The following is a 17,664-nucleotide window of genomic DNA, read 5'->3' as shown; positions in this document are numbered from 1 at the left end:
GACCCTACGTCAGGCGACCAGCGTGGCGACGCCGAGGGCGGCGAACACGAGGGCGGCCACGGCGTGCACCCAGCGGAGGGGGACGACCTTGAGGATCTGCTTGCCGACGAAGACCGCCAGCACCAGCGAGACGACCATGCCGACGGTGCTGCCGATCCAGATCCAGTACCACGGGTACTGCGTCGACAGCGTCATCGTGGCGAACATCGTCTTGTCGCCGAGCTCGGCCACGGCGAAGGCCGAGCCGACGGTCACCAGCGCCCACGTCGAGTGCGGCTTGACCTCGATCTGCTCCGGCTCGTCCTCGGACTTCCACACCGATGCGGCCGTGATCGCTGCGAACACCAGGAACACGACACCGGCGACGACCCGCAGGAAGTCCTGCGGCAGGAACTGGCCCAGCGCCTCTCCGATGAGCGCCGAGGCGAGGTTGATGACCGCGCAGGCGACGCCCATGCCGAGGATGACGGTGCGCGCCCGATAGCGGGTGGCGAAGGTCATCGCCATGATCTGGCTCTTGTCGCCGAGTTCGGCGACGAAGACCAGACCTGCGGCGATGAAAACGGCCTCCATGAGAAAAGCTCCTCGTCCTCCCGGACGAAGAGCCGTGTGCGACGAGTCCTCGACCGGGCTCGTCGTACGTGAATCCGGCCGAAAGTCTCGTCCGCCAGTTTCCTGGCCTGCCGCACCGGACCGCTGCTCGTGATGAGCATCGGTCAGTATGTCGATGCGACTGTTGGGGACTACTCCCTTTCGCTGCCTCGAGCCTAACAGCCGCCCGCCGCGAACCGATCATCCTGTGCGGCATGACACAATCGAAGGCGCGAATGAGTCGGCCGGGCGGCCGCGGCGCTCCCCTCGGGGAGGTCGAGGAAAGTCCGGACTCCACAGAGCACGGTGGTGGCCAACAGCCACCCACGGCGACGTGCGGGACAGTGCCACAGAGAACAGACCGCCAGCGGCCACCTCCGGGTGGTGCGGGTAAGGGTGAAACGGTGAGGTAAGAGCTCACCAGCGCGGCGGGTGACCGTCGTGGCTCGGTAAACCCCACCGGGAGCAAGACCAAGTTGGCCCCGTTCGCGGGGCCGTGCCGCAGGGCTGCTCGTCCTCAGCGGCAGGTAGGTTGCACCGAGGCGTCCAGCAATGGGCGTCCCAGATGGATGGCCGCCCCTGCTTCGGCAGGACAGAATCCGGCTTACAGGCCGACTCATTCGCCCCCTCGACGACACGGCGTCGCCGAGGTCTGGCATTAATTGCTAGGACGACCTACCATATTTAGTAGGAAGTCCTAGTAATAGGGCCCGAGTCAGACGAGGTTCCCATGCACGTGCCCACCCACCCGGTCCGATTCGTCACCGCGTCGAGCCTGTTCGACGGTCACGACGCGAGCATCAACATCATGCGGCGGATCCTGCAGGCGCAGGGCGCCGAGGTGATCCACCTCGGTCACAACCGCTCCGTCGCCGAGATCGTCGACGCGGCGGTCGAGGAGGACGTGCAGGGGGTCGCGGTCAGCTCGTACCAGGGCGGCCACGTCGAGTACTTCGAGTACCTCGTCCAGCTGCTCGCCGAGCGCGGTGCCGGCCACGTGCAGGTGTTCGGCGGGGGCGGCGGAGTCATCGTCCCCGACGAGATCGCCCGGCTGCGGGCCTGCGGCGTGCGCATCTTCAGCCCCGAGGACGGCCAGCGGCTCGGACTCGTCGGCATGATCAACCAGCTCGTGGAGTCGGCGGACGTCGACCTCGTCGCCGCGGGTCTGCCCGCGCCGGACGCCGTGCTGGCAGGCGACAGGTCCGCCGTCGCGCGCGCCATCACCGCGGCGGAGCAGGGCCGGCTCTCGGCCGATCTCGCCGCAGCCGTCCGCGAGGCCGCCGCGTCCTCGACCAGCCCGGTCCTGGGCATCACCGGCACGGGCGGCTCGGGCAAGAGCTCGCTCACCGACGAACTGGTCCGCCGCCTGCGTCTGGACCACCAGGACAAGCTGCGCATCGCGATCGTCGCGATCGACCCGACCCGACGCAAGGGCGGCGGTGCCCTGCTGGGCGACCGGATCCGGATGAACTCGCTCGCCGAGAACATCACGTTCCGCTCGCTGGCCACCCGCGGCAACCACGAGCTGCCCGAGCACCTCGCCGACGTGATCGCCGTGCTGAAGGCCGGCGGCAACGACCTGGTGATCGTCGAGACGCCCGGCATCGGTCAGGGCGACGCGGGGATCCTGCCGTTCGTCGACCGGTCGCTCTACGTCATGACGCCGGAGTTCGGCGCCGCGTCGCAGCTCGAGAAGATCGACATGCTCGACTTCGCCGACGTCGTCGCGATCAACAAGTTCGAGCGCCGCGGCGCCAAGGACGCCCTGCGCGACGTCGGCCGTCAGCTGGTGCGCAACCGCGAGGCGTTCGGCAGCCAGCCCGCCGACATGCCCGTCTTCGGTACGTCGGCCGCACACTTCAACGACGACGGCGTCACGGCGCTCTACCAGGAGGTGCGCGGCGTGCTCGGACTCGAGCCCGGCGTCCTGCCCGCGGTGACGGTGCGGCACTCCAGCGACGAGCACCACCTCGTGCCGCCGCAGCGCACGCGCTACCTCGCCGAGATCGCCGAGACGATCCGCGACTTCCACGACTTCACCGAGCGGCTCGCCGACGCGGCCGACCGCGTGCAGCACCTCGACGCCGTCGCCGCCGAACTGCCCGACGAGACGAGCGTCACGGACCTCGCGGCCACCGCCCGTGCGGATCTCGATCCCACGATCCGCGACCAGTTCGCGCAGTGGCCCGCCGTCGTCGAGTCCTACGCGGACAAGACCCGCGACACCCTCTCGGGCAACCGGGTCCAGCGGGTGAGCCTGCCGAAGTACCGCTCCCACGGCGACCTCGTGCGCTACTGGCGGCGCGAGAACCTGCCCGGCTCGTTCCCGTTCACCGCGGGCGTCTTCCCGCTCAAGCGCGAGAACGAGGACCCGGCGCGCATGTTCGCCGGCGAGGGCGACCCGGCCCGCACGAACCGCCGGTTCAAGCTGTTGAGCGAGGGCCAGCCCGCGACCCGGCTGTCGACCGCGTTCGACTCGGTCACGCTCTACGGCCGTGACCCCGATCTGCGCCCCGACATCTACGGCAAGGTCGGCACCTCGGGCGTCTCGGTCGCGACGCTCGACGACATGCACGCGCTGTACGACGGGTTCGACCTGCTCGATCCGTCGACGAGCGTCTCGATGACGATCAACGGGCCCGCGCCGACCGTGCTGGCCTTCTTCCTCAACACGGCGATCGACCAGGCCGCCGAGCGGGGGATCAGCGCCGAGGACGCGCTCCAGCAGGTCCGCGGCACCGTCCAGGCCGACATCCTCAAGGAGGACCAGGGCCAGAACACGTGCCTGTTCTCGACCGAGTTCAGCCTGCGGATGATGGGCGACATCCAGGAGTGGTTCATCGAGAAGGGCGTCCGGAACTTCTACTCCGTGTCGATCTCGGGCTATCACATCGCCGAGGCCGGGGCGAACCCCATCAGCCAGCTCGCCTTCACGCTGTCGAACGGCTTCACGTACGTCGAGTCGTACCTCGCACGCGGCATGGACGTCGACGACTTCGCGCCCAACCTCTCGTTCTTCTTCAGCAACGGCATGGACCCGGAGTACTCCGTCCTGGGTCGCGTCGCCCGCCGGATCTGGGCGGTCGCGATGAAGGAGAAGTACGGCGCGAACGAGCGCAGCCAGAAGCTGAAGTACCACGTCCAGACGTCCGGCCGCTCGCTGCACGCGCAGGAGATGGACTTCAACGACATCCGTACGACCCTGCAGGCGCTCATCGCGATCTACGACAACGCCAACAGCCTGCACACGAACGCGTTCGACGAGGCCGTCACGACCCCGAGCGAGGAGTCGGTGCGCCGGGCGCTGGCGATCCAGCTCATCATCAACAAGGAGTGGGGCCTGGCGATGAACGAGAACCCGATGCAGGGCTCGTTCGTCATCGACGAGCTGACCGATCTCGTCGAGGAGGCCGTGCTGCGCGAGTTCGAGGCGATCAGCGAGCGCGGCGGCGTGCTGGGCGCGATGGAGACCGGCTACCAGCGCGGCCGGATCCAGGACGAGTCGATGCTCTACGAGCACCGCAAGCACGACGGCTCGCTGCCGATCATCGGCGTCAACACGTTCCGCAACCCGCACGGCGACGAGAACACCGACACGATCCCGCTCGCCCGCGCGACCGAGGCGGAGAAGCAGTCGCAGCTCGATCGCCTGCACGCCTTCCAGGCGAGCCACCGCGACGAGGCCGCGGCCGCGATCGAGCGGCTGAAGCAGGCGGCGACGAGCGGCGAGAACGTCTTCGCCGTCCTGATGGACGCCGCCCGCGTCTGCTCCCTGCAGCAGGTCACCGAGGCCTTCTTCGAGGTCGGCGGGCAGTACCGACGCAACGTGTAGGAGTCGCTCTAGGCTGCTGGGCATGGACCTGACGTCCGAGACGGAACGACTGCTCGAGTTCGGCCACGCGGCCGTACTGCCGGACGGCGGGTTCGCCGCGCTGGACGCACGCGGCGCGCCGACCGACGGCCCGATGGAGCTATGGATCGCGTGCCGGATGACGCACGTGTACGCGATCGGCCACCTGCTCGGGCATGCCGGCAGTGCCGAGGTCGTCGACCACGGCCTCGCGGCGATCACGGAACTGTTCGCCGATCGCGAGTTCGGCGGCTGGTTCGCGTCGGTCGCCGCCGACGGCACTCCGCTCGACACGACGAAGGCCGCCTACCCGCACGCCTTCGTGATCCTCGCGGCCAGCAGCGCCACGGTCGCCGGGCGGCCCGGGGCGAGCGCGTTGCTCGACGAGGCGCTCGCCGTGAGCGACCGGCACTTCTGGGACGAGGACGCCGCGATGGTCGTCGAGGAGTGGGACCGAGCGTTCGAGCGGTGCGACGACTACCGCGGGGTCAACGCGAACATGCACACCGTCGAGGCCTATCTCGCCGCCGCCGACGTGACGGGCGACCGGCGCTGGCTGGACCGCGCCGTGCGGATCACGACACGCGTCGTGCACGGCTTCGCCCGCGAGAACGGCTGGCGGCTGCCCGAACACTTCGATGCGCACTGGAACCCGCTGCCGGACTACAACGTCGACGAGCCGGCCCATCCGTTCCGACCCTTCGGCGCGACGATCGGGCACGGGTTCGAGTGGGCGAGGCTCACGCTGCATGCGCGGGCTGCGCTCGAGGCGCTGGGGGAGGAGCCGCCGGCCTGGCTGCTCGACGACGCGATCGCGCTGTTCGACGTGTCGGTGCGCGACGGCTGGTCGGCCGACGGCACGGACGGCTTCGTCTCCACGGTGGACTGGTCCGGAGCGCCCGTCGTGCGTGAGCGGATGCACTGGGTCGTGGCCGAGGCGCTCGGTGCCGCGGCGGCGCTGCGCCGGGCGACGTCCGACCCGCGGTACGCCGGGCTCGAGCGAGCCTGGTGGGAGCACGTCGACGCGCACTTCGTCGACCGGGTGGACGGCTCGTGGTGGCACGAGCTGGGACCCGACCTGATGCCGTCGAGCACGGTGTGGGGCGGCAAGTCCGACCTGTACCACGCGGTGCAGGCGACGCTCATCCCACGACTGCCGCTGGCCCCGTCACTCGTGAGTGCGCTCGCCCAGGAAGGCGGCCAGGTTCGCCAGTGACGCGGCCATGCCCGTGGCGTGGTCCTCGGCGGAGATCCCGGGCGGGACGTCGTCGGCGCGCACCTCGACGAGCGTGCCGCCCTCGGCCAGGGTGACCCGCCACGTCATCGTCATCCGGCCGGCGACCGCCGGATCGTCGGACACGAAGTCGGTCGTCCACACGAGCCGGTGTCCCGGGACGATCTGGACGATCCGGCCCTCGACGACGTCGGAGTCGTCGGTCGACTTGCCCGGCGCGCCGGTCGGGTCGTCGTACGTCAGCACGAGCCGGAAGGCACCGCCCGGGCGCGGCTCGAACCGCTCCACCCGCCCGGTCATCCCCGCGGGCGGCAGCCACGCCTCCAGCGCGGTGGGATCCACGAGCGCGGCGAACACGACGTCGACCGGCGCCGGGATCACCCGTGAGGCGGTGTCCGCGCGTCCGGACGGGCGCACCGTGTGGTCGTGCCAGTCGCCCGAGGGCACCGGCGGGTGCGCGCCGCCCGTGGACTCGTCCACGAGGTAGACCCACGCCTCGGTGGTCGAGCCGTCCTCGAGGCGGACCTGGACGACCTCGCGGTCGTAGTGGTTGTCGTGAGCGCCCGGCCCCGCGTAGCCCTCGAGGTCGTCGAGCGATCGCAGCGTCGCCTCGTACGACTCGGGGTGGATGTCCTTGAGCTCGCCGCGGACCGCGCCGGTCTCGGTGCGCCACACGTACGGGAACTCGACGGCGCTCATGCTGGCTCCGTCGAGGAAGGCGGTGCGGCTGTGGGCGATGGCGCCCGCCGGCCACGCGTGGACGTTCCCACCGCCGTCACGCAGGCTGCCGTACACGAAGAACGGCAGCCTGCGTGGGTCGGTCGAGGTCACGCAGCCACGGTAGCGGCGACGGCCGTGGCCTCCTCGCGCTGGCGCGGGACGAGCAGCGTGATGAGCGCGCCACCGAAGGCCGCCGCGGCGCCCACGAGGAAGCACAGCTGGAACGCGTCCATGCTCGGGATCTCGACGCCCGGCGCGAACTCCATCGTGCGGCTCGTCAGGATCGCGGCCATGACGGCGCCGGCCACGGTCGTGCCGACCGATCGCATGAGCGCGTTCACGCCGACGCTCGAGCCGGCCTCGGAGTCCGGGACGTTGTCCAGGATCAGCGTGGGGATCGCCGCGTAGCCGATGCCGACACCGGCCGAGGCGACGCACGAGGCGACCATGAGCTGCCACGGCGCGTCCATCAGCGCGAGCGCGACGAGGTAGCCCGAGCCGATCACGACGGCGCCGATCACGAGGGTGATCCGCGCGCCCTGGCGGTTGATGAGCGCACTGGAGACCGGCGCGAAGAGCATCATCATGAGTCCGGCGGGGGCCATCCACAGGCCGGCGTGCATGATCGACTGGCCGAGTCCGAAGCCCGTGGCCGTGGGCATCTCGAGCAGCTGCGGGACGACGATCGACTGGGCCATCATGCCGAAGCCGATCAGCAGCGAGGCCAGGTTCGTGAACAGGACGGGACGGCGCGCGGTCGTGCGCAGGTCCACGAGCGGATCGTGGTGCCGCAGCTCGTACCAGCCCCACGCGAGCAGGACCGCGACGCCGAACACGATCGCACCGATCGTCCGGCCCGAGTCCCAGCCCCACTCCGACCCCTTCGAGACGCCGATGAGCGCCGAGCAGAGGCCGACCGCGAGGCCGATGATGCCGACCAGGTCGATGTGGGCCGGGTGGGCGTCGTGGACGTTCGGGATGAGGACGACCGTCAGCAGCAGCACGATCGCGGCCAGACCGGTGGAGACCCAGAACAGGGCGTGCCAGTTCCACTGGTCCGCGATCCACGCGGCGAGCGGCAGGCCGAGCGCGCCGCCGACGCCGAGGGTCGCGCTGACCGCCGCGACGGCACCGGCCTTGAGGTGGTCGGGTGCGATCTCGCGCACGAGGCTGATCGCGACGGGGATGTAGCCCATCGCGACACCCTGCAGCGCGCGGCCGACGAGGACGGGAGCGAGCGTGCTGGACAGCGCGACGACGAGCGAGCCGACCACGAGGATCGCGGCCGAGACGGCCAGGACGCGCTTCTTGCCGTACATGTCGGCGAGCCGGCCGGACACGGGCATCGTGACCGCGGCGGCGAGCAGCGTGGCGGTGACGACCCAGGACGCGTTGCCGGGCTCGGTGCCGAGCAGCGACGGCAGCTCGGACTGGATGGGGATGACGAGGGACTGCATGAGTGCGCCGCACAGGCTGCCGAAGCAGAGCACGGCGATCACCACGGCAGGCGAGACGCGACGAGACATGGATTCCTGATTCCGAAGAGTGGGGGAGGGATGTGTAACCTACACATCCAATGTATGTAAGATACACATGAACGCTCCCCGGGACCAATTCAGGAGGTGGTGATGGGCGTCACACGCGGCTCTGACCGCCCGGCCGGACTCCGTCTGGCGGCGACCTTCAGCGAGTTCGAACGGTATCGGCGCATCGTGGAGTCGCGCGCCCATCTCGGCGCGGCCGACCAGCGCCTCATGTGGCTGCTCGCCGACGCCGCGCCGCGCACGCTCCGGGAGATCTCCGAGGCGCTGCGGCTCGAGCAGTCGACCGTGAACCGCCAGGTCAACGCGGCTCTGCGTGCGGGCCTGCTCGAGCGCAGCAAGGACCCGGGGCAGGCCGCGGCGGTGTTCACGGCGACCGAGGACGGCCTGTCACGATTCCGGGAGGACCTCGACTACGGTCTGGGTCTGTTCGAGGAGGGGCTGGAGGCGATCCCCGCCCGCGATCGCGAGCGGTTCGCCCGCGAGCTGGAGACCTTCGTCGAGGCGTTCAGCGCCGGCGTCCGCCGCGAGGCCGACGCCGACGCCGACCCGGAGTGACGCTGTCCGGGCTCAGACCGGTTGCCAAAGCTCGATGCGGTTCCCCGCGGGATCGGTGACCCAGCCGAAGCGGCCGATGCCCTCCATCTCCTGGATCTCGTCGGACACGTCCGCGCCCTTGTCGCGCAGCTGGGCCAGCATCGCGTCGAGGTCGCGCACCCGGAAGTTGAGCATGATCCGCTGCTCCGGCGAGCCGAAGTAGTCCGAGTCGGACTCGAAGGCCGCGAAGACGGTCACGCCGGGTTCCGGGTGCCACAGATCGGCCGGGTCGAGGCCGAGACAGTCGCGGTACCAGTCCGTCAGTGCGGCGGGGTCCGTCGCGCGGACGAAGTAGCCGCCGATGCCGATCACTCGTTCCATGAATCCCATCGTGACGGACTAGCCTGCGTTCATGAGCGCACCCCGTGCACTGGTGGTCGGCGAGGCGCTCGTCGACGCGGTCGAACGTCCCGACGGCGCCCACGAGGAGCACCCGGGCGGCAGCCCGGCGAACGTCGCGATCGGGCTCGGTCGGCTCGGCCGCCCCGTCGACCTGCTGACGTGGCTCGGCGACGACGCGCACGGGCGCCGGGTCGTCGAGCATCTCGAGGCGTCGCGGGTCACGGTGCACGGTGGGCACGCGGAGCGCACGCCCGTCGCCCTCGCCCGGATCGGCGACGACGGCTCCGCCTCGTACACGTTCGATCTCGCGTGGCAGGTGCCCGAATGGAGGCCGGAGCAGGCTCCCGTGGTCGCGCACACGGGATCGATCGCCACGACGCTGGAGCCCGGAGGCGCCGCCGTCGTCGAACTGCTGGCCGGACTCCGGCCCACGAGCACGATCACGTACGACCCGAACCTGCGTCCGGCGATCATGGGCTCGCCGGACGAGGTCCGCGACCGCGTGCATGACCTGGTCGGCCTCGCCGACGTCGTCAAGGCCAGCGACGAGGACCTCGAGTGGCTCGAGCCGGGGCGGACGCCCGAGGAGGTGCTGGCCGCATGGGCTGCCAGCGGGCCTGCCCTCGTGGTGCTGACCCGCGGGGGCGAAGGGGCGCTCGCGATCACCGCGACCGGGGTCCGGGTCGAGGTCGGCGCCGCGGAGGTGGAGGTCGTCGACACCGTCGGCGCCGGCGACTCGTTCATGGGCGCGTTGCTGGACGGGCTGTGGTCGGCCGACCTGCTCGGCGCGGACCGGCGTGACGACCTGCGCGCGATCGACGCGGACACCGTACGGGGCATCGTCGAGCGTTGCGCGCGCGTCGCCGCGATCACGGTGTCGCGCGCCGGGGCGAATCCGCCGTGGGCCGAGGAGCTCTAGACCGGATCGAGGATCCGCGGGCCCGTTCCCGCGTCGCCGAGGGTGTCGTCCGGGTTCTGCAGGCGGCACGACCTCAATGACAGGCAGCCACAGCCGATGCAGCCGTCGAGGTCGTCGCGCAGCCGCTCGAGCCTCGCGATCCGCTCGTCCAGGTCGTGTCGCCAGCGGCGGGAGAGTCGTGTCCAGTCGGCCTTCGTCGGCGTGCGGCTCGCCGGCAGGGTCGCCAGCGCCTCGCCCACGTCGGCCAGGGGGATCCCGACGCGCTGGGCCGTGCGGATGAACGCGATCCGGCGCAGCACCTCGCGGTGGTAGCGGCGCTGGTTGCCGGCGGTGCGCTCGCTGTCGATCAGTCCCTCGCGCTCGTAGAAGTGCAGCGCGGAGATCGCGACACCGGAGCGCTCCGCCACCTGGCCGGGAGTCAGCATGACCGTCATTTGACCTCAACCATACTTGAGGTTGTTGAATCGTGGTCATGCATGCGATTCGCCATCACGAGTTCGGAGCCGCCGACGTGCTGCGGCTGGAGGTCGTCGCCGACCCACAGCCCGGCGCCGGCGAGGTCCGGGTCGCCGTCCGCGCGGCCGGAGTCCACCTGATCGACACGACGATCCGGGCGGGAGGCGACTTCGGTGCCATCGGACGCCCGGAGCTGCCGACGACTCCCGGGCGCGAGGTCGCCGGTGTGGTCGACGCGGTCGGTGCGGACGTCGCACGGGACTGGCTGGGCCGACGGGTGGTGGTCCACCTCGGGCCCCGCAGCGGGGGATACGCCGAGCTCGCGATCGCCGAGGCCGAACGCCTCCACGAGATCCCCGCCGGTCTCGACGACGCCGTGGCGGTGGCGGCGATCGGCACGGGCCGCACGGCTGCGGGCATCCTGGCCCTGGCCGCACCCACGAGCGACGACGTCGTGGCGGTGACCTCCGCCGCGGGAGGCCTCGGAGTCCTGCTCGTGCAGGCCGCTCGCGCCGTGGGCGCTCGGACCGTCGCGATCACCTCCTCCGGCAAGCTCGACGTACCGCGGCGTTACGGCGCCGACGTCGTCCTCGACCGGCTCGAACCGCGCTGGTACGAGGGACTGGCCGTGGCTCCCACGCTCGTCCTCGACGGCGTCGGCGGTGACGTCGGCCGGCACCTGTTCGATGCCCTCGCGCCGGGCGGCCGGCTCGTGCGCTACGGATGGTCCGGCGGCGAGGTGGAGTACGACGATCAGCGCGGCGCCGTGGTCGAGGTTCTCGGACCCGCGATGTTCGCACGGCCAGGTGGGATCCGTGCCCTCGAGGACGAGGCGCTCGACCGGGGGGCCGACGGCACCCGGGTGCCGTCCGTCGGGACGTCCTTGCCGCTCGATCGGGCGGCGGACGCCCATCGCGCGCTCGAGACCGGGACGTCCGTCGGCAAGGTCGTGCTGTCGGTGGCGGCCCGATGACGGCACCGGCGACGACGGTCGCGTCCCCCTGGACGCGGCCGTACCTGCGGACGACCGTCGGTGTGTTCTCGCTCGCCTTCCTGTTCGCGTTCGAGGCGCTCGCGGTCGCGACCGTCATGCCCGACGTCGCCGCGGAACTGGACGGACTGTCGCTCTACGCCCTGGCCTTCGCGGCGCCCCTGGCGTCGACCGTCGTGGCGGTCTCCGTCGCGGGGCGGTGGATCGACCGGAACGGCGCGTCTCGCGGGCTCGTGCTGGGCGTTCTCGTGTTCTGTCTCGGCGTCGTCGTGGCGGGTCTCGCGCCGTCGATGCCGGTCTTCCTGGTCGGCCGCGTCGTGCATGGTCTCGGTGGCGGACTGATCGGCGTGGCGCTCTACGTCGTGGTCGCCGAGGCGTACCCGGCGGCGATGCGGCCCCGTGTCTTCGCCGTGCTCACCGCGGCGTGGGTCCTGCCGGCGCTCGTCGGGCCCCTCGTGGCCGGCCTCGTCGCCGATGCCGTCGGCTGGCGCTGGGTGTTCCTCGCGGTGCCGTTCGTCGCGCTCGTCGCGTGGCTCATGGTCCGTACGGCGCCGATGGCCTCGGGCGATGCGGCGGTCGCCGTGGACTGGGGCCGACTCGGCTGGGCCGGGCTGGCGGCCGGGGGAGTGCTCCTGCTCGCGATCGGCGGCCAGCGCGACGTCGACGGCTGGTGGGCGCTGCTCGCCGTGGGAGTCCTGGTGGCGGGCGTCGCGGCCGGCCGCCTGCTGCCGCGCGGGGTGTGGCGTGCGGCACCGGGTCTGCCGGCCGTGCTCGTGTCCCGGGCCCTGATCGGATCGGCCTTCGCCGGCGCCGAGGCGTACGTGCCGCTGCTGCTGATCACCGAGCGCGGCCTGAGCCTCTCGCAGGCCGGACTGGTGCTGACCTCGGGTGCCGTCGCGTGGTGCCTCGGCGCCCAGCTCGCCGCCCACGTGCCGCGACTGTCCGACGAGCCGTTGCGGGTGTGGCTCGGCGCGACGATGCTGGCGCTCGGCGCGGGGGCGGCGGCGACCGCCGGCTGGCCCGTCGTGCCGCTCGCGGTGCCCGTCGTCGCCTGGGCGCTCGCGGGCCTGGGGATCGGCATGGCGTTCTCGACCCTGTCGGTGCTCGCGCTGGCGACGGCGGGGGACGGGGAGGCCGGTCGGGTGTCCTCGGACCTGCAGTTGAACGACGCCCTCGTGCAGTCGTGCGTGCTCGCGCTCGGCGCCGCGCTGTTCGCGGCCTTCGCGGCGACCGACCCGGGTCGAGGCGCGATGCTGCTGGTCCTCGTCGCGGGTCTGCTCGCGGCCGGCGCGGTGCCGTTGGCCGGACGACTGCGACCCCCGTCACGTCACTGAAATCACAGTCAAAATATTCGTTGTCGGGCACCTCGAGTCGTCACCATTGAAGTATGACCACGCTGCTCGAAGAACTGAACGTCATGCACTCCCACTACATCGAGGCCGTCAACCTCGCCGTCGCCGACGACGACCTGGTGCGCGCCACGACGCTGGCCCACGACTACGACGTCGAGGCCGTCACCCTGATCGCCGAGCGCGAGGGCCGCACCGCCCTGGTTCCCCAGGTGCTCGCGACCCTCGCCTGATCGACCTCACGCCGGGACGAGCACCTCACGCTCGAGCCTGGCGTAGCTGGTCTCCATCCCGTCCGTCATGCCGGTGGCCAGGATCTGGTCGCGCAGCTCGCGGCTCGGGTAGGTGATCAGCAGCGACAGCAGGGTGCCGCCCTCGACGGGCGTGAGGGTGAGCTCGTTGCGGGTGCTGGGGCCGTCGGTGCCGACCATGCGCTCGGTCGTGACCTCGCGCGTCGGGGCCGCCGACTCGAGCAACTCGCCCGTGAAGCCGAACCGGGCGTCGCCGTCGACCTGCTGCCACTCGTACGTGTAGGTGTCGCCGACCTCGGTCGCGACCTCGCACACCGGCATGTTCCAGCCGTCCGGGCCGAGCAGCCAGCGCTGCAGCAGCTCGGGCTCGTGGTGGGCGCGCCACACCTGCTCGACGGGGCCGCGGATGACGCGGCTGACCCGCACGTGCGTGTCGTCGAGCTCCTGCGCGATGACGGCCGCGTCCGCGGCGAACGTCGCGAGGTCGTCGAGCACGGCGTCCATCTGGCCCATGGCCGACTTCATGCCTTCCTCCATGCCCGACTCGATCAACTGCTGAAGCTCCTCGACGGAGTTGAAGTGCGTCGTCGTGGTGACCTTCGAGCCCGTGTCCGTGGGCTCGAACGAGAAGACCATGCGCATCGAGGGCATGTTCGTGTTCGGCACGCCGGGCTCGCTCGCGAAGCCGTCCTCGACCTCGAACGAGCGGCCCTCGTCGACGGCGAGGAACTTCCAGTAGCCGGCGCTCTGCTCGCCCTCGGGACCGGTCATGGCGTAGTGCGACTCGCCGCCGGTGGCCATGTCGTGGCGCGTGAACTTGGCCGGCCAGGTCTCGGGTCCCCAGAACTGCTCCAGCTGGCGCGGGTCGGCGTAGGCGTCCCACAGCCGGCGAACCGGGTGCGGGAACTGGGCCTCGACGGTCATCGTCAGGGCTTCGGTGTCCTTGGTGACAGATGTGATGGGCATGATGCTGGCCTTTCCGGTGGATGGAGTCAGGGCAGGGTGTCTTCGTCGTGCAGGTTGTCTTCGTCGTGCAGGGTGTCTTCGTCGAGCAGGGCGTCGAGGCGGTCGATCCGCTCCCGCCAGAGCTGTTCGAACTCGTCGAGCAGGCGCTGGGCCCGGCCGATCGCCTCGGGGTTGCCGCGGACGAGCCGTTCGCGGCCGTTCTGGTGCTTCGTCACGAGCCCGGCCCCTTCCAGCACGGCCACGTGCTTCTGCACCGCGGCGAACGACATGGCGTAGGACTCGGAGAGTCGGGATACCGACGCCTCGCCCACGAGGGTCCGCCGCACGATGTCGCGGCGCGTCGCGTCGGCGAGGGCGTGGAAGATCCGGTCGACCTCGGAGTCGCTGAGCTTCGTGTGTTCTACAACCATTTGGTTGTACGTTAGGCCGACCGACGACGGGTGTCAAGGGTCTTCCGGGGATACGCTCGCCGCATGGCCACGAGGCAGGACCGGATCCGGCTGGTGTCGGGTCGCGACTTCTGGAACACCGAGGCGACCGAGGGCGCGCCGTCGTTCATGCTGACGGACGGTCCGCACGGTCTGCGCAAACAGCTCGGCTCGGCCGATCACATCGGCCTGGGGGAGTCCGTCCCGGCGACGTGCTTCCCGCCCGCCGCGGGACTCGGCGCGACGTGGGACGTCGACCTGCTCGAGGAGATCGGGGCGGCGCTCGGACGTGAGGCCGCCGCCGAGGACGTCGGCGTGCTGCTGGGTCCGGGACTGAACATCAAGCGACACCCCGCGGGTGGACGCAACTTCGAGTACTTCTCGGAGGATCCGCTGCTGTCGGGTAGGGCGGCCGCGGCTCTCGTGCGGGGAGTCCAGTCCGAGGGCATCGGCGCGTGCGTCAAGCACTTCGCGGTCAACAACCAGGAGTCGGACCGCATGCGGCTCGACACGATCGTCGACGAGCGCACGCTGCGCGAGATCTACCTCACCGGCTTCGAGATCGCCGTCACCGAGTCCCGACCGTGGACCGTCATGAGCGCCTACAACCTCGTGAACGGCGAGCACGCGGGGGAGTCGCACCGCCTGCTCACGCAGATCCTGCGCGACGAATGGGGCTTCGACGGACTGGTCATGAGCGACTGGCTCGCCGTCGCCGACCGGCCCGTCTCGCTGCATGCCGGACTCGACCTCGAGATGCCGGGCAGCAAGGGGCTGTGGGACGAACGCGTAGCGCAGGCGATCGAGGGCGGCGAACTGGCCGAGGCCGACCTCGACGCCGCGTACGCCCACGTCGTCGCGCTGGCTCGACGGGTGGCCGCCGAGCGTGCCGCGCGCGGCGTCGTCACGGTCGACTTCGACGCGCACCATGCGCTCGCCCGGCGTGCGGCGGCCGCCGCCACCGTGCTGCTGACGAACGACGGGATCCTGCCGCTCGCCGGTGCGGGCCGGATCGCCCTCGTGGGCGCGTTCGCCGAGACGCCGCGGTACCAGGGCGCAGGCAGCTCTCTGGTCAACCCGACCCGGCTCGACACGGCGTTGACGACGTTCCGGGAGCGCTTCGGCGACGACGCGGTCGACTACGTGCCGGGCTACGACCCGGCGACGGGTGAGACCACGTCCGCCGACCTCGCCGCCGCCCGCGCCGCGGCGGGCGCCGCCGACGTCGCGGTCGTCGTCGTGGGGTTGCCCGCGAGCTACGAGTCGGAGGGCATCGACCGCACGCACCTGCGGCTTCCCGCGGGGCACGACGCCCTCGTCGAGGCCGTGCTCGCCGCCAACGACCGGACCGTCGTCGTGCTCGTCAACGGGGCTCCCGTCGAGCTGCCGTGGGCCGACCGGCCGGCCGCGCTCGTCGAGTCCTACCTCGGTGGACAGGCCGGCGGCGCGGCGCTCGTGGACGTCCTGGCCGGCGACGTCGAGCCGGGCGGCCGGCTCGCCGAGAGCATCCCGGTCTCGGGACTGGAGCTGCCGTCCCACGCGAACTTCGCGAACCACCCCACCCAGGTGCAGTACCGCGAGGCGCACCACGTGGGCTACCGGTTCCACGACACGTGGGGGATCGCCCCGCGGTTCTGCTTCGGGCACGGGCTCGGCTACACGACGTTCGAGCTGAGCGACCTCGCGATCGCCGGGTCCGGCGTGGACCGGGCGGTCACCGTCCGAGTGACGAACACGGGGTCGCGCGCCGGCGCGACGGTCGTCCAGCTCTATCTCCACCAGCCGTCGAGCACGCTCGCGCGACCCGAGCAGGAGCTCAAGGCGTTCGCGAAGGTGCGCCTCGACGCGGGCGACACCGGACTGGTCACGCTCGACCTCGGCCGCCGCGCCTTCGCGGTGTACGACGTGCAGGACGCGGACTGGAAGGTCGAGGCGGGGGTGTACGAGCTGCGGATCGGGCTCTCGTCCCGCGACGTCCGGCTGCGCGAGACGATCGACGTCGACTCCGACGACCGCGTGCACGCGGTGCCGGCGCCCGCCGGTCCGATCGCGACCGAGGCGGAGTTCGGGGCGCTGCTGGGCCGGCCCGTGCCGCCGCCCACGCCCCTCGTGCCGTTCACGACCGACTCCTCGATCGCCGACCTCGGCGAGACGTGGCTCGGCGCGCGGCTGCACTCGGTGCTGCTCAAGCTCGCGACGAAGGACATCGACGTCGGCGAGGGCGTCAACGCGGACATGATGAACGCCGTCATCGGCCAGATGCCCCTGCGCGGCATCGCCGCCACGTCCGGCGGGCGGATCAGCCTCGACACCCTCGACCGCGCACTCGCGGTGCTGAACGCGGCCCGGCGCCGCTGATCACCGGGTCGCGGTGAGGGCGCCGGCCGTGAGGCCGAACAGGTCCTTCGGATCGGCCGGCTCGGCCACGAGGTCGAGCCAGGACACGAGGTCGGTCCCGGTGACGGAGCGGTGCGCGTAGGTCAGCGCCGCGAAGTCCTCGATCGCGAAGCCGACGGAGTCGAAGACCGTCACCTGTGCGGGAGCCGTGCGGCCGCGGGCGGAGCCGGTGACGACCTGCCACAGCTCGGTGACCGGGAAGTCGGCCGGCATCGCCTGGATCTCGCCCTCGATCCGGGTCTGCTCGGGGAACTCGACGAAGACGTCCGCCCGCTGCAGGATGCGCGGGTCGAGCTCGGTCTTGCCTGGGCAGTCGCCGCCGATCGCGTTGACGTGCACGCCCGGCGCGACCATCTCGTCGGTCAGCACGATCGCGCGCTGCTTGTCCGCGGTGCAGGTCGTGATCACGTCGGCCCCGTGCACGGCATCGTGGGCGCTCGACGCGACGTACACGTCGAACCCGAGTGGCTCGGCGTTGCGGACGAACTTCGCCATCGCGGCGGGGTCGACGTCCCAGATCCGCAGGGTGCGGATGCCGAGGGCGGCCCGGAACCCGAGCGCCTGGAACTCCGACTGCGACCCCGTGCCGATCATCGCCATCACCGACGCGTCCGGTCGGGCCAGGTGCCGGGCCGCCATCGCCGACGTGGCGGCGGTCCGCAGTGCCGTCAGCAACGTCATCTCGGCGACGAAGGTCGGGTAGCCCGAGAGCACGTCGGCCAGCACGCCGAACGCGGTCACGGTCTGGAAGCCGCGTACGGGGTTCGCGGGATGACCGTTCACGTACTTGAACCCGTACTGCACGCCGTCGCTCGTCGGCATCAGCTCGATGACCCCGTCGCTCGAGTGCGAGGCGACGCGCGGCGTCTTGTCGAACTCCGGCCAGCGCCGGAAGTCGGCCTCGATCGCGTCGGTCATGCCCGCGATGATCGCCTCGGCGCCGTGCTGGTGGATCCAGCGGACGGTGCCGGCGACATCGAGGAAGGGAACGTGGGTCATCGGCGCAGCTCCGTCGTAGAGTGTGTGTTTCCC

16 protein-coding genes and 1 other RNA gene are annotated in these 17,664 nt (G+C 71.2%); 9 read left to right on the top strand and 8 right to left on the bottom strand.

Annotated elements, in window-relative coordinates:
- Nucleotides 1–9: 9 nt before the first annotated feature.
- Nucleotides 10–573, bottom strand: coding sequence for a TMEM165/GDT1 family protein (locus tag ACT26F_RS08715; RefSeq protein ID WP_471670125.1), 564 nt, complete (start codon nucleotides 571–573; stop codon nucleotides 10–12).
- A gap of 255 nt (nucleotides 574–828) precedes the next feature.
- Between ACT26F_RS08715 and rnpB the strand changes: the two genes are divergently transcribed.
- The 3 genes from rnpB to ACT26F_RS08700 all read left to right on the top strand — a co-directional run bounded on the left by rnpB (nucleotide 829) and on the right by ACT26F_RS08700 (nucleotide 5,657).
- Nucleotides 829–1,214, top strand: an RNA gene (gene rnpB / locus ACT26F_RS08710) — RNase P RNA component class A.
- Between the two features lie 107 nt (nucleotides 1,215–1,321).
- Entirely contained in the window at nucleotides 1,322–4,423 is a 3,102-nt protein-coding gene (gene icmF, locus ACT26F_RS08705; RefSeq protein ID WP_471670124.1) for a fused isobutyryl-CoA mutase/GTPase IcmF, read from the top strand.
- Nucleotides 4,424–4,445: 22 nt separating this feature from the next.
- The gene (locus ACT26F_RS08700) at nucleotides 4,446–5,657 is read left to right on the top strand and encodes an AGE family epimerase/isomerase (protein ID WP_471670123.1); all 1,212 of its coding nucleotides are present in this window, start codon (nucleotides 4,446–4,448) and stop codon (nucleotides 5,655–5,657) included.
- Here the strand turns inward: ACT26F_RS08700 and ACT26F_RS08695 are convergent.
- Nucleotides 5,610–6,506, bottom strand: coding sequence for a gamma-glutamylcyclotransferase (locus tag ACT26F_RS08695; protein ID WP_471670122.1), 897 nt, complete (start codon nucleotides 6,504–6,506; stop codon nucleotides 5,610–5,612). The two genes, ACT26F_RS08700 and ACT26F_RS08695, sit on opposite strands and share 48 nt — an antisense overlap.
- Nucleotides 6,503–7,921 (bottom strand): MFS transporter, encoded by a 1,419-nt coding sequence (locus tag ACT26F_RS08690; RefSeq protein WP_471670121.1) that lies wholly within the window; start codon nucleotides 7,919–7,921, stop codon nucleotides 6,503–6,505. Before ACT26F_RS08690 ends, ACT26F_RS08695 begins: the two co-directional genes overlap by 4 nt.
- Nucleotides 7,922–8,023: 102 nt before the next feature.
- Between ACT26F_RS08690 and ACT26F_RS08685 the strand changes: the two genes are divergently transcribed.
- Nucleotides 8,024–8,494 carry a MarR family winged helix-turn-helix transcriptional regulator gene (locus tag ACT26F_RS08685; RefSeq protein ID WP_471670120.1) on the top strand — a complete coding sequence of 157 codons (471 nt, stop codon included), beginning with the start codon at nucleotides 8,024–8,026 and terminating at the stop codon, nucleotides 8,492–8,494.
- Nucleotides 8,495–8,506: 12 nt separating this feature from the next.
- On the opposite strand, the gene ACT26F_RS08680 is transcribed toward ACT26F_RS08685, so the two are convergent.
- Nucleotides 8,507–8,854, bottom strand: coding sequence for a VOC family protein (locus ACT26F_RS08680; protein WP_471670119.1), 348 nt, complete (start codon nucleotides 8,852–8,854; stop codon nucleotides 8,507–8,509).
- Between the two features lie 31 nt (nucleotides 8,855–8,885).
- Here ACT26F_RS08680 and ACT26F_RS08675 point away from each other — a divergent pair, with 31 nt between their 5' ends.
- Nucleotides 8,886–9,794, top strand: coding sequence for a carbohydrate kinase family protein (locus ACT26F_RS08675; RefSeq protein WP_471670118.1), 909 nt, complete (start codon nucleotides 8,886–8,888; stop codon nucleotides 9,792–9,794).
- Here the strand turns inward: ACT26F_RS08675 and soxR are convergent.
- A complete protein-coding gene (gene soxR, locus ACT26F_RS08670; RefSeq protein WP_471670117.1) occupies nucleotides 9,791–10,228 on the bottom strand; it encodes a redox-sensitive transcriptional activator SoxR in 438 nt (145 codons plus the stop codon). The two genes, ACT26F_RS08675 and soxR, sit on opposite strands and share 4 nt — an antisense overlap.
- 38 nt (nucleotides 10,229–10,266) lie before the next feature.
- Here soxR and ACT26F_RS08665 point away from each other — a divergent pair, with 38 nt between their 5' ends.
- Genes ACT26F_RS08665 through ACT26F_RS08655 form a run of 3 tightly spaced genes read left to right on the top strand, consistent with a single transcriptional unit; the run spans nucleotide 10,267 to nucleotide 12,823 of the window.
- Nucleotides 10,267–11,223 carry an alcohol dehydrogenase catalytic domain-containing protein gene (locus ACT26F_RS08665; RefSeq protein ID WP_471670116.1) on the top strand — a complete coding sequence of 319 codons (957 nt, stop codon included), beginning with the start codon at nucleotides 10,267–10,269 and terminating at the stop codon, nucleotides 11,221–11,223.
- On the top strand, nucleotides 11,220–12,575 hold the full coding sequence (locus tag ACT26F_RS08660; RefSeq protein WP_471670115.1) for an MFS transporter: 1,356 nt from the start codon (nucleotides 11,220–11,222) through the stop codon (nucleotides 12,573–12,575). The genes ACT26F_RS08665 and ACT26F_RS08660 overlap by 4 nt, the downstream gene beginning before the upstream one ends.
- A 53-nt stretch (nucleotides 12,576–12,628) precedes the next feature.
- Nucleotides 12,629–12,823: a hypothetical protein gene (locus ACT26F_RS08655; protein WP_471670114.1), complete on the top strand. Its 195-nt coding sequence runs from the start codon at nucleotides 12,629–12,631 to the stop codon at nucleotides 12,821–12,823.
- A gap of 6 nt (nucleotides 12,824–12,829) precedes the next feature.
- Here the strand turns inward: ACT26F_RS08655 and ACT26F_RS08650 are convergent, their stop codons facing one another.
- A complete protein-coding gene (locus ACT26F_RS08650; protein WP_471670113.1) occupies nucleotides 12,830–13,807 on the bottom strand; it encodes an SRPBCC family protein in 978 nt (325 codons plus the stop codon).
- A gap of 26 nt (nucleotides 13,808–13,833) precedes the next feature.
- The gene (locus tag ACT26F_RS08645; RefSeq protein ID WP_471670112.1) at nucleotides 13,834–14,217 is read right to left on the bottom strand and encodes an ArsR/SmtB family transcription factor; all 384 of its coding nucleotides are present in this window, start codon (nucleotides 14,215–14,217) and stop codon (nucleotides 13,834–13,836) included.
- Between the two features lie 63 nt (nucleotides 14,218–14,280).
- On the opposite strand from ACT26F_RS08645, the gene ACT26F_RS08640 reads away from it, so the two are divergent.
- Nucleotides 14,281–16,593: a glycoside hydrolase family 3 C-terminal domain-containing protein gene (locus ACT26F_RS08640; RefSeq protein WP_471670111.1), complete on the top strand. Its 2,313-nt coding sequence runs from the start codon at nucleotides 14,281–14,283 to the stop codon at nucleotides 16,591–16,593.
- On the opposite strand, the gene ACT26F_RS08635 is transcribed toward ACT26F_RS08640, so the two are convergent.
- Nucleotides 16,594–17,631 carry an ornithine cyclodeaminase gene (locus tag ACT26F_RS08635; protein WP_471670110.1) on the bottom strand — a complete coding sequence of 346 codons (1,038 nt, stop codon included), beginning with the start codon at nucleotides 17,629–17,631 and terminating at the stop codon, nucleotides 16,594–16,596. It abuts the gene before it with no gap.
- Nucleotides 17,632–17,664 lie beyond the last annotated feature (33 nt).

It is taken from the genome of Aeromicrobium sp. SP1 (assembly GCF_055663785.1).
The sequence above is the reverse complement of the archived record's forward strand: the minus strand, read 5'-3'. Positions and strand labels throughout refer to the sequence as shown.

Excerpts from the sequence above, each read along its gene's own strand:
- icmF (WP_471670124.1), top strand. The coding sequence starts at position 1,322 with ATGCACGTGCCCACCCACCCGGTCCGATTCGTCACCGCGTCGAGCCTG.
- ACT26F_RS08665 (WP_471670116.1), top strand. The coding sequence starts at position 10,267 with ATGCATGCGATTCGCCATCACGAGTTCGGAGCCGCCGACGTGCTGCGG.
- ACT26F_RS08660 (WP_471670115.1), top strand. The coding sequence starts at position 11,220 with ATGACGGCACCGGCGACGACGGTCGCGTCCCCCTGGACGCGGCCGTAC.
- ACT26F_RS08715 (WP_471670125.1), bottom strand. The coding sequence starts at position 573 with ATGGAGGCCGTTTTCATCGCCGCAGGTCTGGTCTTCGTCGCCGAACTC.
- ACT26F_RS08675 (WP_471670118.1), top strand. The coding sequence starts at position 8,886 with ATGAGCGCACCCCGTGCACTGGTGGTCGGCGAGGCGCTCGTCGACGCG.
- ACT26F_RS08655 (WP_471670114.1), top strand. The coding sequence starts at position 12,629 with ATGACCACGCTGCTCGAAGAACTGAACGTCATGCACTCCCACTACATC.
- ACT26F_RS08700 (WP_471670123.1), top strand. The coding sequence starts at position 4,446 with ATGGACCTGACGTCCGAGACGGAACGACTGCTCGAGTTCGGCCACGCG.
- ACT26F_RS08640 (WP_471670111.1), top strand. The coding sequence starts at position 14,281 with ATGGCCACGAGGCAGGACCGGATCCGGCTGGTGTCGGGTCGCGACTTC.
- ACT26F_RS08680 (WP_471670119.1), bottom strand. The coding sequence starts at position 8,854 with ATGGAACGAGTGATCGGCATCGGCGGCTACTTCGTCCGCGCGACGGAC.
- ACT26F_RS08685 (WP_471670120.1), top strand. The coding sequence starts at position 8,024 with ATGGGCGTCACACGCGGCTCTGACCGCCCGGCCGGACTCCGTCTGGCG.
- ACT26F_RS08645 (WP_471670112.1), bottom strand. The coding sequence starts at position 14,217 with ATGGTTGTAGAACACACGAAGCTCAGCGACTCCGAGGTCGACCGGATC.
- ACT26F_RS08635 (WP_471670110.1), bottom strand. The coding sequence starts at position 17,631 with ATGACCCACGTTCCCTTCCTCGATGTCGCCGGCACCGTCCGCTGGATC.
- soxR (WP_471670117.1), bottom strand. The coding sequence starts at position 10,228 with ATGACGGTCATGCTGACTCCCGGCCAGGTGGCGGAGCGCTCCGGTGTC.
- ACT26F_RS08690 (WP_471670121.1), bottom strand. The coding sequence starts at position 7,921 with ATGTCTCGTCGCGTCTCGCCTGCCGTGGTGATCGCCGTGCTCTGCTTC.
- ACT26F_RS08650 (WP_471670113.1), bottom strand. The coding sequence starts at position 13,807 with ATGCCCATCACATCTGTCACCAAGGACACCGAAGCCCTGACGATGACC.